The sequence below is a fragment of the Streptomyces diversicolor genome (assembly GCF_057537855.1).
The window spans coordinates 13,627-26,415 of the sequence record NZ_BAAJXA010000047.1 but is presented as its reverse complement, the minus strand read 5'-3'; the positions used below and the strand labels follow the sequence as shown (position 1 = coordinate 26,415).

The following is a 12,789-nucleotide window of genomic DNA, read 5'->3' as shown; positions in this document are numbered from 1 at the left end:
GTATTTCGCCCGATCTCTTTTCCTCTCTCTTGCCGACCCGTGGCCGGATGCGGAGGCGGGAGCGGTGGCCGCTGGTTAGCATGGCTGGGTCGGCGCAACCTACGGACAGGAGCCTGCACGACCATGGAACCGGGTTCCTCGGGGCTGCGAAGGCTTGTGCACGAGGTCGCCAAGTTCGGCGCCGTCGGCGGCGCGGGACTCCTCGTCAATCTGGGCGTGTTCAACCTCGTACGGCATGTCACGGAGCTGCCCGTCGTCCGGGCCAGCGTCATCGCCACCGTCGTCGCGATCGCCTTCAACTACATCGGCTTCCGCTACTTCACGTACCGGGACCGCGACAAGGGCGGCCGCACCCGGGAACTCACCTTGTTCCTGCTGTTCAGCGTGGTCGGCCTGGTGATCGAGAACGGCGTCCTGTACACGGCGACGTACGGGTTCGGCTGGGACAGCCCGCTGCAGAGCAACGTCTTCAAGTTCTTCGGCATCGCCGTCGCGACCCTGTTCCGCTTCTGGTCCTACCGCAGCTGGGTGTTCCGGGCCCTGCCCGCCCGCGAGACGGTGGTCGGCGCGGAGTCGTACCTGGCCACGGAGACCGGCAAGGACCGCCAGCGCCAGCGGATCTCCTAGACGGCGCCCCCGGCAGGGGCGCGGGGAAGCGACCGGCCGCCCCGCAGCCGCAGCCGGCAGACCACGTGAACCGGCCGGAACGAGCGGGGCGTCAACGGACCGTTGGCTGTTCCCCGTCCGGCTTCTTCAGCGGCGGCGTGCGGGACAGGAACAGGCCGAACACCGGCGGCTGGGCCTGTAGGAGTTCCAGCCGTCCGCCGTCCGCCTCCGCGAGATCGCGGGCCACGGCCAGGCCGATCCCGGTCGAGTTCCGTCCGCTGATCGCCCGCTCGAAGATCCGGGCGCCGAGGTCGGCCGGCACCCCGGGCCCCTCGTCGGTGACCTCGACCACGGCCTGGTTGCCGGTGACGCGGGTGCGCAGCGCGACCGTGCCGCCCCCGTGCATCAGCGAGTTCTCGATCAGCGCGGCCAGCACCTGGGCCACCGCGCCCGGCGTGCCCACCGCCCGCAGATGCCGCTTGCCCGAGCTGACGATGGCCCGGCCCGCGCTGCGGTAGGCGGGACGCCACTCGGCGAGCTGCTGCTGGATGACCTCGTCCAGATCGAAGCTGACCGCGGAGCCGGTACGCGGGTCACGGGCGTTCGTCAGCAGCCGCTCCACCACGTCGGTGAGCCGTTCCACCTGGGTGAGCGCCACGTTCGCCTCGTCCTTCACCGTGTCCGGGTCGTCGGTGAGGGTGATCTCCTCCAGCCGCATCGACAGCGCGGTCAGCGGGGTGCGCAGCTGGTGGGAGGCGTCGGCGGCCAGCCGCCGCTCGGCGGTGAGCATCCGGGCGATGCGCTCCGCCGAGGAGTCCAGCACATCGGCGACCCGGTCCAGCTCGGGCACCCCGTACCGCTTGTGCCGGGGGCGCGGATCGCCGGAGCCGAGCCGTTCCGCGGTCTCCGCGAGGTCGGTCAGCGGGGAGGCGAGTCGGTTGGCCTGGCGCACCGCGAGCAGCACCGCGGCGATCACCGCGAGCAGCGCCACCGCCCCGATGATCAGCAGTGTCCGGCCCACCTCACGGGTGACCGACGAGCGGGGCTCCTGGACGGTGACCCGCTCGCCCTCCTCGCCGTCGGCGCTGGACTGGATGACCTCGCCCTCGGGCTTGGTGCCGACCGTGATCGGCGCCCGGTCGGGCATCCGGATGATCGCGTACTGGTCCGTGCCGACCTGGTTGCGCAGTATGTCCGCGGTGACGTCCTCCGCGCCGAGGATGCGGCTGTCCACGATGCTGGCCAGCCGCAGCGCCTCGGAGTCCACCCGCTCCTGGGCGCTGTTGCTGATCGTCCGGGTCTCGACGATGACGAGGGACACCCCGAAGACGGCGATCACCACGAGCACCACGGCGAGCGTGGACTGGATCAGTCGGCGGCGCATGTCCTCCTACCCGGTGGCTCCCCGAAGGGGCTCAGCTCTTCTCGAAGCGGAAGCCGACCCCGCGCACGGTCGCGATGTACCGGGGGTTCGCCGCGTCGTCGCCGAGCTTCTTGCGCAGCCAGGAGATGTGCATGTCGAGCGTCTTGGTCGACGACCACCAGGTCGTGTCCCAGACCTCACGCATCAACTGGTCACGGGTGACGACCCGGCCGGCGTCCCGGACCAGGACCCGCAGCAGGTCGAACTCCTTCGCGGTGAGCTGTAGTTCCTCGTCCCCCATCCACGCGCGGTGCGACTCGACGTCGATCCGTACACCGTGCGTCGCCGGCGGCTGCTGCGGCTCCGCCGCGCCGCGGCGCAGCAGGGCCCGGACGCGCGCGAGGAGTTCGGCGAGACGGAAGGGCTTGGTGACGTAGTCGTCGGCGCCGGCGTCGAGGCCGACGACGGTGTCCACCTCGTCGGCGCGCGCGGTCAGGATGAGGATGGGCACGGTGTGGCCCTCGGCACGCAGCCGGCGGGCGACCTCCAGGCCGTCCATGCCGGGCAGGCCCAGGTCCAGCACGACCAGGTCGACGCCGCCCTGGATTCCGGCGTCGAGCGCGGTGGGACCGTCCTCGCGCACCTCGACCTCGTAACCTTCCCGGCGCAGGGCGCGGGCCAGCGGCTCCGAGATGGACGCGTCGTCCTCGGCGAGCAGTACACGGGTCATGGAGTGATGGTAGTCCGCCCACGCGATGTGCTGGGGTGTGATCGGGTCCCGGGATTCTTACCTTGGGTCACAGCGGTACGAACCCGTGTACGGAAGGTGCGATGGTGGAGGGACCTTCGGAACCGGGCGCCCGGTTCCGCCGACACCTGTGATCCATGTCTCAAATCCTTCCATATCCGGCACTGTCCTGCCGTATGGTGATGTGAGAACGCCTGTGTGCACAGGGGACCTTTGGCGCGTACTCGGCGCCGGAGGTCTCTTTTGTGTGCGGGTCGGCCTGCGCCGGCCTCGAAGGAATGACCTCTGGCCGGACCCCCGGACGCGTCGTCGCGCACACGGCACGTGGATCCCGGTGGTCGCCGTCCGCCGCCCCGCGATCCGGGACGGAACACCCCGTGGGCGTGTGGGGTGGACGGCCCGTCCGCCGGTGCCGGCCGCCCCCCACCGGGCGCGCACCCCAGCTCCACGCGCGTCCCGACCAGCAAGGAACGACCATGGCGTCCAGCCTGACGAAGGACTCGGTCCACCCGGGCACCCCCGGCACCGGGAAGACCTTCTTCGGCCACCCCCGCGGACTGGCCACCCTCTTCATGACCGAGATGTGGGAGCGATTCTCCTACTACGGCATGCGGGCCCTGCTCCCGCTCTATCTGGTGGCCCCGGCCGGGCTGCACCTCGACGCGGCCACGGCGACCGCGATCTACTCGGTGTACCTGTCCCTCGTGTATCTGCTCACCCTGCCCGGCGGCTGGTTCGCGGACCGCGTGCTCGGCCCCCGCAGGACGGTCGCCGTCGCCGGCACGGTCATCATGCTCGGCCACCTCACCCTGGCGCTGCCGAGCGCCGGCACCTTCTACGCCGGGCTCGGCCTGGTCGCGATCGGTTCCGGCCTGCTGAAGGCCAACATCTCGACGATGGTCGGCCACCTCTACGACGGCCCGCAGGACCCGCGCCGCGACGGCGGCTTCACGCTCTTCTACATCGGCATCAACGTGGGGGCCTTCGCCGCGCCGCTGGTCATCGGCACCGTCGGGCAGAAGGTCAACTGGCACCTGGGCTTCGCGCTCGCCGCGCTCGGCATGGCGCTGGGCCTGGCCCAGTTCCTGCTCGGCACCCGGCATCTGAGCCCGCGCTCGAACGTGGTGCCGACGCCGCTGTCTCCTCGGGAGCGGGCCGGCACGCTGCGCAAGGCGGCCCTGTGCGCGGCCGTCGCCGCCGTCTTCTACGCCGTCGTCGGCTTCTCCGGCGTCTACACCCTGAACTGGGTGATGGTCCCGATCATCGTCGCCGGCCTGGTCATCCCGGTCATGGTGCTGGCGCGCATCAAGCGCGACAAGGAACTGGACCGCACCGAGCAGTCCCGGATGTCGGCGTACATCTGGTTCTTCGTCGCCGCGGCCGTCTTCTGGATGATCTACGACCAGGGCGGTTCCACGCTGTCGATCTTCGCCGACGGGCGGGCCGAGAACAGCGTCTTCGGCTGGCACTTCCCGGTCTCCTGGTACCAGTCGGTCAACCCGGTGATGATCATGGCGTTCGCGCCGGTCTTCGCCGCGCTCTGGCTGGCGCTGGCCCGGCGCGGCAAGGAGCCGAGCACGGCGACGAAGTTCGCCCTGGGCCTGATCCTGGTCGGCGCGTCCTTCTTCCTCTTCCTGGCCCCGCTGTCGATCGCCGGGGACGGCCACAAGGCCGCCGCGCTGTGGCTGGTCGCGATCTACTTCGTGCAGACCGTCGGTGAGCTGCTGCTCTCCCCGGTCGGTCTGTCGGTCACCACGAAGATGGCGCCCGCGAAGTACGCCTCCCAGATGATGGGCGTCTGGTTCCTTGCCGTCACCGCCGGTGACGCCACGACCGGTCTGCTCGGCGTGGCGGGCGTCAACCTGGACAAGATGGGCATTGTGGCCCTGGAGGCGACCCTCGCTGTCATCGCCGGCACGGCGGTGTGGATGTACCGCAACAAGGTGAAACACCTGATGGGCACGGTCAACTGACCGCTGCACCGCCCCGCGAAGTGGTGGTGCGGTGGGGACCCGGTTCCTGTCGGACCGGGTCCCCGGTGGTGCTGGGCTCGGGGCTTATCGGGTTTTGCGGTGGGGCATGAAGGTGAAGATCGCCGTACCCAGCAGGATCGCCGTGCCCGCCACCAGGCCGAGGGCCTTGACGGCGCCGTGGTCGTCGGAGCCCGTCGCGGCCAGGCCGCCCCCGGTGGCGCTGCCGCCGGTCGACGAGCCGCCCGAGGACGAGGAGCCGCCCGCGGCCCCGCCCGGCTGGGCCGCCGTGTCGAGGGTGAGCGAGACCTCCGACTTGGTCGGCGTACAGGTCGTCGTGGTACCCAGGGCCTCGACCGTCAGGACGCCCGGCGAGAGCGTGGACGTACCGCTCGCACCCGGCTTGTACGTGCCGGTCAGGTCGGGGATCTCGATCGGGTCGCCGGACTTGATGGCGGCGGAGTTCATCGGTCCCTCCACATGCACGGTGCCCTTGTCGGCGCCGCCCAGGACCACCTCCATCGACGGCTTGACGGAGTCCTTCGGGATGTCGGCGGGGCTGTCCATCACCGACTTCTTGAACTGCACGGTGAGGTCGTAACTCCCGCCGTTCTTCTTGGCGTTGATCTGCACCGGCGAGGTCGCGCTCTTGTCGCCGATCGGCGTCTTGCAGGCGTAGGGGATCTGGACCTCCTTGCCGGTGAAGTCGGTCTGGCCGCCGGTGCCGTCGCTCTGGCTCGCCGAAGCGGACGGCGTGGGAGTGGGGGTGGGGGTGGCCGACGGCGTGGCCGAATCGGACGGCGTCGGCGACGGGCTCGGCGAACTCCCGTCGCCCGCCGTCACCTCGATGGTCGCCGCCTTCTGCACGGTCTGCGTCGGCGTGCACTTGGTGTCCGTCGACATCGCGTTGACGGTGTACGCATCGGGCGTCAGCGTCACCTCGCCGGGCGCCGTCAGCTTCAGCGTGCCCTTCATGTCGGACAGCACCATGGCGCCGCCCTTGGGGATCGCCGGGTTCTCGCGCGGCCCCTGCATCGCGATGTCCGCGGTCTGCGCGCCCGCCGCCTTCAAAGTGCCCGACGGCTGCACCGAGTTCGCGGGCAGATCGATGATGTCGGGGTTCTTCGAGGCGGCCTGGACGAACTTCCACACGATGTCGACCGTGTTGCCGACCTTCGCGGTGGCCGGCACGGTGATCTCTACCTTCGTGGTGCCGTCCACCGGGTCGATGCCCGCGGGCGGTACGCAGTGGGTGGCGAACGACACCTCGGCGGCCTGCGCGGGCGTCGCGGCCACCCCCAGCAGGACACCCGCCCCGCCGAGTATCAGCGCGGCCGCCGCGCCCGCGCCGCGTCCGCCGACCGGTGTGACTCTCCTTCGCATGCTCACGTGGGTCCCTTCGTGGTGGGAGTCGTAGGACTCGTCGGGCTGTCGTCGTGCGGTGCGGAGAGCCGGCCGGGCGTGCCCGGACCGGAGTGCGGGCTGAACCACGGCAACGTCGATGTCGCATCGGGCGCGGCGGTCGCATCGGGCGCGGCGGGCCCGTCGGCCGGCGCCCGCGGCCCGGGCGCCCGGAGCGCCGGCCAGGGCAGCCGGAACGCCGGCCGGGGCAGCCCCCGGTGACGCACGCCGCCCGCCCGGCGCGGCCGTACCCGGTCCACCACGGCCAGGCCGGCCCGGAACAGGGCGGCCGGTACGACCAGGCAGAGCAGGATCCAGAACAGCGTCACGCCCCAGGGCCGGCCCACGCCCCAGGGCTGCTCGGCGAGGACCTTGCCGCCGTAGCGCAGCGAGACGGTGTAGTCGCCGTGCGCCCCGGCGGCGAGTTCGACGGGCAGTCTGATCTGCGCCTTCTTGCCTGGCGCGAGGGCGCCGCGCCACTGCTGTTCGTCCCACTGCGGGGCGAACACGCCGTGCGCGGTGCCCACGTGGAACACCGGGTCGCGGACGGCCGTCGACCCGAGGTTGCCCACGGTGAAGACCAGCGTCCGGGAGGGAGGCGCGCCGAACCAGGTGAGCACACCGCTCGACCCGTCGAGCCGGGTGTCGGACAGGACGGCGAGACGCCCGGTGGCGGGCTCGGCGGGCAGCGGCTCGACGGCATGCCCGGCGACCTGGAACACGGCGTCCGCGTCGGCCCGCGCGCCGGTCGCGGTGGCCACATGCACCACGCACGGGCAGGGCACCGGCGGCTCGGCGACCGGCAGTTTCCGGCTGAAGCCGCCTTGGGCGTCGGTGGTGACGGCCCGGCCGTCGGCGTTGGCGCAGGAGTTGGTGCCGCCGATCACGCCCCGTGCGGGCGTGGCACGCCCGCAGATCAGCAGCATCAGCAGGGTGCGCGAGCGCCAGCCGGTGCCGCTGACGGTGATCGACCCCCCGGTGCCCGCCTGCGACGCGGACAGTTCGACGGCGGGCCGCTGCGCCGCCTGCGCCGGGGCCGCGAGCGGCAGCAGGAGCAGCGCGAGCACCGCCGTCAGCACCGGAATCCGCAGCTTGCCGCTCACGTCACCGCTCCCGTCAACTCGACCTCCGTACGCGGGACTTCGCTCTCGGCTCCGGGCGGGCGGCGGCCCCGGCGACGGCGTACGACGAGTGCCGCCGCCGCGCCGGCCGCCACCGCGGCGGCCCCGGCGCCGAGCGCGCCCCAGGGCACGAACCGCACCGATGTGTCCGCCGTGGCGCGCGCCCCGCCCGGCGCGGTCACCGTCAGCCGTACGTCGACCGCGTCCAGGGCGGGCCGGTCGGGCCACGGCTCGGTCAGCCGCAGCCGCCGGCCGGGGGCCAGCCGGACGGGCAGGGTGCGCGGTGCGCGGTCCAGGACCCGGCCGAAGACGCCGTCCGCGCGCACCGCGAGCCGCGGTACGAGGACGGTCGTACCGCGGTTGACCAGCTCGTACGTGATGCGGTCGGCGTGTACGGCCGGATTCTCGACGGTCAGCGCGGACAGCGCGGGTCCGCCGACGCGCAGCCGGATCCGCACGGTCGCGGTCCGGCCGGGGCCGTCCTGGGCGACGATCGTGCCGGGGCGGTCGCCGGGTGCGGCCCCGGCCGGCACGGCCAGCGTGAACGGCACGTCGGCGCGGGTGCGGGCGGGGACCCGCACGCCGGTCTCGGCGAAGCCGACGCGCAGACCGGTGCCCCGCAGCCGTACCGTGACCGGTCGGGTGCTCCGGTTGGTCACGGACACGGCGTCCCGCAAGGCCGCGCCGGGCGTGCCCTCGGCGTAGAACGAGGGCCGTCCGCCGCCGGCGGGCGCGAGCGACCAGCCGGCGGACCCGGCGGCCGGCGAGGACCCGCCGGGGCCCGTGGCCGGGTGGGACGGGTCGGCCGCCGCGGTCGTCGGGGCGGCGCCGAGCAGGGGCAGCAGGGTGAGCAGGGTGAGCAGGGTGAGCAGGGACGAGTACAGGGCACGGGCGGCGGACGGCATCGGCGGCTCCAGCGGTCGGGCCCGGGGGCTCAGCGGCGTACGGGCTGGTTCCGCCGCGTCACCCACAAGGCGCCGGCCACACCGGCGAGCAGGACCGTGCCACCCAGCGTGCCGAGGGCGATCGCGGAGTCCTCGGGGCCGGTCTTCGGGAGCTGCCCGGCGGAGTCGCCGCCGCTCGGGGCGGAGCCCCCGGACGAACCCGGCGACGGGCCCGAGGCGCCGCCGGCCGCCGTGACGTCCAGGGTCAGCGAGGGTTTGGGGTCGTTGGACGGGGTGCAGGTCGTCGTAGTGCCGAGCGCCTTGATGGTGAGGACGCCCGCCGTGAAGGTGACCTTGCCCGACTTCTTCGGCGTGTACGTGCCGCTCAGGTCGCTGATCTTGATGGGCGTGTTGGCGGGGATCGCGGCCTGGTTGGCCGGGCCCGACACGGCCAGCGTGCCGCTGTCGGCGCCGCCCAGCCTGATGGTGGCGCTCGGGTTCATGGCGCCCTTGCCGAGTTCGACCGGGCTGGAGGAGACGCCCTTCTGCCAGGACATGGTGAGCTTGTAGCCGGCGCCGCTCTTGACGCCCTTGATGTCGATGGGCGACACGGCGCTCTTGTCGCCGATGGGCGTCTTGCACTGGTAGTCGACGTCGACGACATCGGCCCGGGCCGCGGGCGCGGCCAGCAGCACCACCGAGCCGGCCAGCACCGCGGCGGACGCGAGCGCGGCGGTTCGTTTCGGGTACGACACGGTCCACCCCATTCCTGACGGCACATCAGATCGGCCGTCAAGGTACGCCCGGGGCGGTAAGGAGGGAAGACACGAAGCAACCCGGAGTTGTACCGATCGACCCCACGAGGAAGAGCGCCGGGATAAGGAGCCGCCCGAGCAGCCGCCCCCCTCGAACAACCAACCCCACCACTTCACTCACCCGAACGGCCCTTTACGGACTGGGGGAGCAAGGGGCGCACGGGGCAGGTGGGCGCGGGGCGCGGGCGTCAGGCGGGGGGCGCACGGGATGCGGGGCATGGGCGGCCATACGGACGGGGACGTACGCGTCAGGCGCGCGCGGGGTGTGGGGCGTGGACGTCAGGCGGAGGGGACGCACGGGCCAGGCAGGGACGCGCAGGCGTCAGGCGGGTGCGGGATGCGGGGCGGGGGCGTCAGGCGGACGGGGCGCGTGGGTCAGGCGAGCCCGGGACTGGGCGTCAGGCGGACCCGAGGCGCCGGGCGCGAGTGTCAGGCGAGCGTAGGACGCACGGGCAGGCGAGCCCGGGGCTGGGCATCAGGCGGACACGGGGTGCGGGCGCCCGGCGGGCGCAGGGCGCGCGGGTCAGACGCGCGCAGGGCGTGGAACGTCGGGCGAACGTGGGGCACACGGTCAGGCGGGCGCGGGACGCGCACGGGCGTGGGAGGCCGGGCGAACGTGGAACGCACGGGTCAGGCGGACGCGGGGCTCGGGGCGCGGGCGCCCTGCGAACGTAGGACGCGCAGGCAGGCGAGCCCGGCTGGGCGTCAGGCGGACACGAGGCTCGGGGCGCGGGTGTCAGGCGGGCGCAGGGCGCGCGGGTCAGGCGGGCACGGGGCTGGGGCGTCGGGCGAACGTGGAACGCGTGGGGCAGGCGGGCGCGGGACGCGGGCGTCAAGCCGAACGGAGCGCATCCGCGCAGGTCAGGACAGCGCAGGCTGCGCTAGCCAGGCAGGCGCGGGACAGGGGTGTCAGGCCGGGCGCGCCGCATCTGCACAGGCCAGTGCAACGCAGGCCGTACAGGTCTGGCAAGCGCAGCGTAGGGCTCGGGCCGAGCAGACCGCGTCCCGCACAGGCCAGGCCGGCGCACGCCGCACGAGCCAGGCGCTCGCGGGACGTGGGCGCCAGCCCGAACGCGCCGCATTCACCCGGGCCAGGCCCACCGCGCGCCGCGCGAAGCAGCCGACCCGCGCCCCCGCAAACCCAGCCCACGCGCCCCGCACCGCTCGGACCCACCCCGCCCCGAAGACGCCCATCCACCCAGGCCAGACCACCGCGCACCCCACGAAGCAGCCGGCCCGCGCCCCGCAAGTCCAGCCCGCGCGCGCCGTACGCGTCGGACCTACGCAGACGTACATCGTGCCCCGACACGCAACGCGGGCGTCAGCACGAAGACGGCGCGGCCGACCAGGCCAGGCCAGACCAGACCGGCGCGCGCCCCTCACGGCCAGCCCGTACGGCTCATCCCGGCCAGGCAGGCGCGGGCGCCAGCCTGAACTCGGCGTAAGCCGAGCACACGCGGGGTGTCAGGCCGGTGCGCTCAGTTCGGCCCAGACTCGTTTGCCGGGTGTGCCCGGGGCCCGTACCACGCCCCAGTCCAGGCAGAGCCGCTGCACGATGAACATGCCGTGGCCGCCGGGCCGCCCCGCGCGGTGCGGGGTGCGGGGCGCCGGCTGGCCGGTGCCCCGGTCGGAGACCTCGACCCGGATCACCTTGTTGTCGAGGGCGAGGAACAGCTCCTCGGGCCCCTCGGCGTGCAGACACGCGTTGGTGACCAGTTCGGAGACGACGAGCAGCACGTCCTCGGCGGCGGCCCGCTGGTCGGCGGAGGCCGCGGGCAGCCAGCCCCACGCGTACAACGCCTGGCGGGTGAAGTCGCGGGCGAGCGGCACGACGCCGCTCTCGCCGACCAGACGGAGCCTGCGGGCCTGTGGGCCCTCCGGCGGTACGGCCGCTGCCCCCGCGGACGCGCCGTCGCCCGGCGCTTCCCCCTCGGACGCCCCGGAAGCGCCGCTCGGCTCCGGGCCGCGGTCGCCCGGCGGGTAAGGCCGGGTGGTGCTCATCAGCGCTTCACCTCACCGATTCACCAGTTCACGATCGAGCAGTTCACGTTCAGCATGCAGTCGCGGTCGGCGCCCGTCGGCCCCTACGCCGCCCACAGGCCGTTCTTCGGTTCCGCGACACTCCTGGAGGCCGACCGGTCCAGGATGTCTCCTGCCCGGCGCACCGGACGAAACACCCCCCGATTCGGGGGGTCCGGGAAGATCCACGGCGGGCTCAGCCGGTCTCGTCGACCAGGGCCGCCTCGACGGTGTCATGGACGGTGAAGACCGCCTCCGCCCCGGTGATCTCGAACACCCTGGCCACCACCGGCTGCATGGCGGCCAGATGCACCCCGCCCCCGGCGGCCTCCGCCTTCAGACGGGCGCCGAGCAGCACGTTGAGGCCCGTGGAGTCGCAGAACTCCAGCCGTGAACAGTCCACGACGAGTCGCGAGAACCCCTTGTCCAGGAGGTCGTCGAGCGGTTCGCGCAGCAGATCGGCGGTGTGGTGATCCAGCTCACCCGCCGGTGCCACCACGGCGCTGGAGCCCGCTTCCCGCACCTCCACCAGAAGCCGGCCCGACTGTGCGCTGCCGACCGTCCCGCGGTCCATGCCGTCTGTCTCCCGAGGTCGTGGCTGCTGACTGATGTCCCGCCGATGCCCTGCTCGTGTTCCTGTGCCGTTGTCGCGCAGGCGCTGTCAGGGCTCCGCGGTCGCCCTCGAACATTACGCCTTCCGTACGCACTCCGACACCCGAACAACCGCACACAAACGGACATATCCCCACAAAAGCCACTTGCAAGGGTCTCGGTGAAGCAGGTAGGGCTAGTAAGGACACACAAACCGACACGGCCGGCTTTGGAGGCGCCGCACACCGCAGTGCACGCATGGCTTCGGCAGCCCAATGCCGAGAACGATGGAGGACACCATGTCACCCCGGCTCGACGCATCGCATACCCAGACCGCGACGTCGACACCCCCACCGGAACAGCTGGATCCCATCGCGGGGCTTCCCGAGATCCCCCCGTACGACGAGGTAGGACCCGTCGACGCACGGGCGTTGTCCAAGACCCTCTTCGAGCGGCTGGAGTCGCTGGAGGAAGGCACCCACGAATTCGCCTACGTCCGCAACACCCTCGTCGAACTCAACCTCGCGCTGGTCAAGTTCGCCGCCTCCCGCTTCCGCTCCCGCAGCGAGCCGATGGAGGACATCATCCAGGTCGGCACGATCGGCCTGATCAAGGCGATCGACCGCTTCGAGCTGTCCCGCGGTGTCGAGTTCCCGACCTTCGCGATGCCGACCATCATCGGCGAGATCAAGCGGTTCTTCCGGGACACCTCGTGGTCCGTGCGGGTGCCGCGCCGGCTCCAGGAACTGCGTCTCGACCTGGCCAAGGCGGGCGACGAGCTGGCCCAGCAACTGGACCGCGCCCCGACGGTGTCCGAACTCGCCCAGCGGCTCGGCATCTCGAACGAGGAGGTCGTCGAGGGCATGGCGGCCTCGAACGCGTACACCGCCTCCTCGCTGGACGCCCAGCCCGAGGAGGACGACGCCGAGGGCGCGCTCGCGGCCCGTATCGGCTACGAGGACCACGGGCTCGAAGGCATCGAGTACGTCGAGTCGTTGAAGCCGCTGATCGCCGAACTCCCGCCGCGGGACCGGAAGATCCTGTCCCTGCGGTTCGTGGCCGGCCTGACCCAGTCGGAGATCGGCGAGGAGCTTGGCATCTCGCAGATGCACGTGTCCCGGCTGCTGTCACGGACGTTGGTACGCCTGCGCAAGGGGCTGACGCTGGAGGAATGACCCTCCGGGCCGCCCGGCGTCCCGGACACCTCCCGGGTCAGCCGGGCCTCCCGGACACCCCTTGGATCGCCCGGCCTTCCGGACGCCCCTTTGATC

At 72.5% G+C, this 12,789-nt stretch carries 11 protein-coding genes; 3 read left to right on the top strand and 8 right to left on the bottom strand.

The window, feature by feature from the left end:
• The first annotated feature begins 123 nt into the window (after positions 1-123).
• A complete protein-coding gene (locus tag AC27LF_RS37815) occupies positions 124-627 on the top strand; it encodes a GtrA family protein (RefSeq protein WP_479661232.1) in 504 nt (167 codons plus the stop codon).
• 91 nt (positions 628-718) lie between these two features.
• On the opposite strand, the gene AC27LF_RS37810 is transcribed toward AC27LF_RS37815, so the two are convergent.
• Positions 719-1,990: an ATP-binding protein gene (locus AC27LF_RS37810; protein WP_479661233.1), complete on the bottom strand. Its 1,272-nt coding sequence runs from the start codon at positions 1,988-1,990 to the stop codon at positions 719-721.
• Positions 1,991-2,021: 31 nt separating this feature from the next.
• Positions 2,022-2,699, bottom strand: coding sequence for a response regulator transcription factor (locus AC27LF_RS37805; protein WP_141311399.1), 678 nt, complete (start codon positions 2,697-2,699; stop codon positions 2,022-2,024).
• A 494-nt stretch (positions 2,700-3,193) separates the two neighbouring features.
• Between AC27LF_RS37805 and AC27LF_RS37800 the strand changes: the two genes are divergently transcribed.
• On the top strand, positions 3,194-4,690 hold the full coding sequence (locus tag AC27LF_RS37800) for an oligopeptide:H+ symporter (protein ID WP_479661234.1): 1,497 nt from the start codon (positions 3,194-3,196) through the stop codon (positions 4,688-4,690).
• A gap of 84 nt (positions 4,691-4,774) precedes the next feature.
• On the opposite strand, the gene AC27LF_RS37795 is transcribed toward AC27LF_RS37800, so the two are convergent.
• The 6 genes from AC27LF_RS37795 to AC27LF_RS37770 form a co-directional block, all read right to left on the bottom strand.
• Positions 4,775-6,070, bottom strand: a complete 1,296-nt coding sequence (locus AC27LF_RS37795; protein ID WP_479661235.1) for a hypothetical protein — start codon at positions 6,068-6,070, stop codon at positions 4,775-4,777.
• A gap of 2 nt (positions 6,071-6,072) precedes the next feature.
• A complete protein-coding gene (locus AC27LF_RS37790; RefSeq protein WP_479661236.1) occupies positions 6,073-7,191 on the bottom strand; it encodes a hypothetical protein in 1,119 nt (372 codons plus the stop codon).
• On the bottom strand, positions 7,188-8,114 hold the full coding sequence (locus AC27LF_RS37785) for a COG1470 family protein (RefSeq protein WP_479661237.1): 927 nt from the start codon (positions 8,112-8,114) through the stop codon (positions 7,188-7,190). The genes AC27LF_RS37790 and AC27LF_RS37785 overlap by 4 nt, the downstream gene beginning before the upstream one ends.
• Before the next feature lie 29 nt (positions 8,115-8,143).
• Positions 8,144-8,848, bottom strand: coding sequence for an LPXTG cell wall anchor domain-containing protein (locus AC27LF_RS37780; RefSeq protein ID WP_479661238.1), 705 nt, complete (start codon positions 8,846-8,848; stop codon positions 8,144-8,146).
• A gap of 1,524 nt (positions 8,849-10,372) precedes the next feature.
• On the bottom strand, positions 10,373-10,909 hold the full coding sequence (locus tag AC27LF_RS37775) for an ATP-binding protein (RefSeq protein ID WP_479661239.1): 537 nt from the start codon (positions 10,907-10,909) through the stop codon (positions 10,373-10,375).
• A 214-nt stretch (positions 10,910-11,123) separates the two neighbouring features.
• Complete coding sequence (locus tag AC27LF_RS37770; RefSeq protein WP_404035717.1) at positions 11,124-11,501, bottom strand: STAS domain-containing protein; 378 nt, start codon at positions 11,499-11,501, stop codon at positions 11,124-11,126.
• A 316-nt stretch (positions 11,502-11,817) separates the two neighbouring features.
• On the opposite strand from AC27LF_RS37770, the gene AC27LF_RS37765 reads away from it, so the two are divergent.
• Entirely contained in the window at positions 11,818-12,693 is an 876-nt protein-coding gene (locus tag AC27LF_RS37765) for an RNA polymerase sigma factor SigF (protein WP_404035714.1), read from the top strand.
• Positions 12,694-12,789: the final 96 nt, after the last annotated feature.

What these genes read in the sequence shown, in the direction of transcription:
- AC27LF_RS37810 (WP_479661233.1), bottom strand. Translation starts at nt 1,990, where the DNA reads ATGCGCCGCCGACTGATCCAGTCCACGCTCGCCGTGGTGCTCGTGGTG.
- AC27LF_RS37815 (WP_479661232.1), top strand. Translation starts at nt 124, where the DNA reads ATGGAACCGGGTTCCTCGGGGCTGCGAAGGCTTGTGCACGAGGTCGCC.
- AC27LF_RS37805 (WP_141311399.1), bottom strand. Translation starts at nt 2,699, where the DNA reads ATGACCCGTGTACTGCTCGCCGAGGACGACGCGTCCATCTCGGAGCCG.
- AC27LF_RS37800 (WP_479661234.1), top strand. Translation starts at nt 3,194, where the DNA reads ATGGCGTCCAGCCTGACGAAGGACTCGGTCCACCCGGGCACCCCCGGC.
- AC27LF_RS37795 (WP_479661235.1), bottom strand. Translation starts at nt 6,070, where the DNA reads ATGCGAAGGAGAGTCACACCGGTCGGCGGACGCGGCGCGGGCGCGGCG.
- AC27LF_RS37770 (WP_404035717.1), bottom strand. Translation starts at nt 11,501, where the DNA reads ATGGACCGCGGGACGGTCGGCAGCGCACAGTCGGGCCGGCTTCTGGTG.
- AC27LF_RS37775 (WP_479661239.1), bottom strand. Translation starts at nt 10,909, where the DNA reads ATGAGCACCACCCGGCCTTACCCGCCGGGCGACCGCGGCCCGGAGCCG.
- AC27LF_RS37765 (WP_404035714.1), top strand. Translation starts at nt 11,818, where the DNA reads ATGTCACCCCGGCTCGACGCATCGCATACCCAGACCGCGACGTCGACA.
- AC27LF_RS37785 (WP_479661237.1), bottom strand. Translation starts at nt 8,114, where the DNA reads ATGCCGTCCGCCGCCCGTGCCCTGTACTCGTCCCTGCTCACCCTGCTC.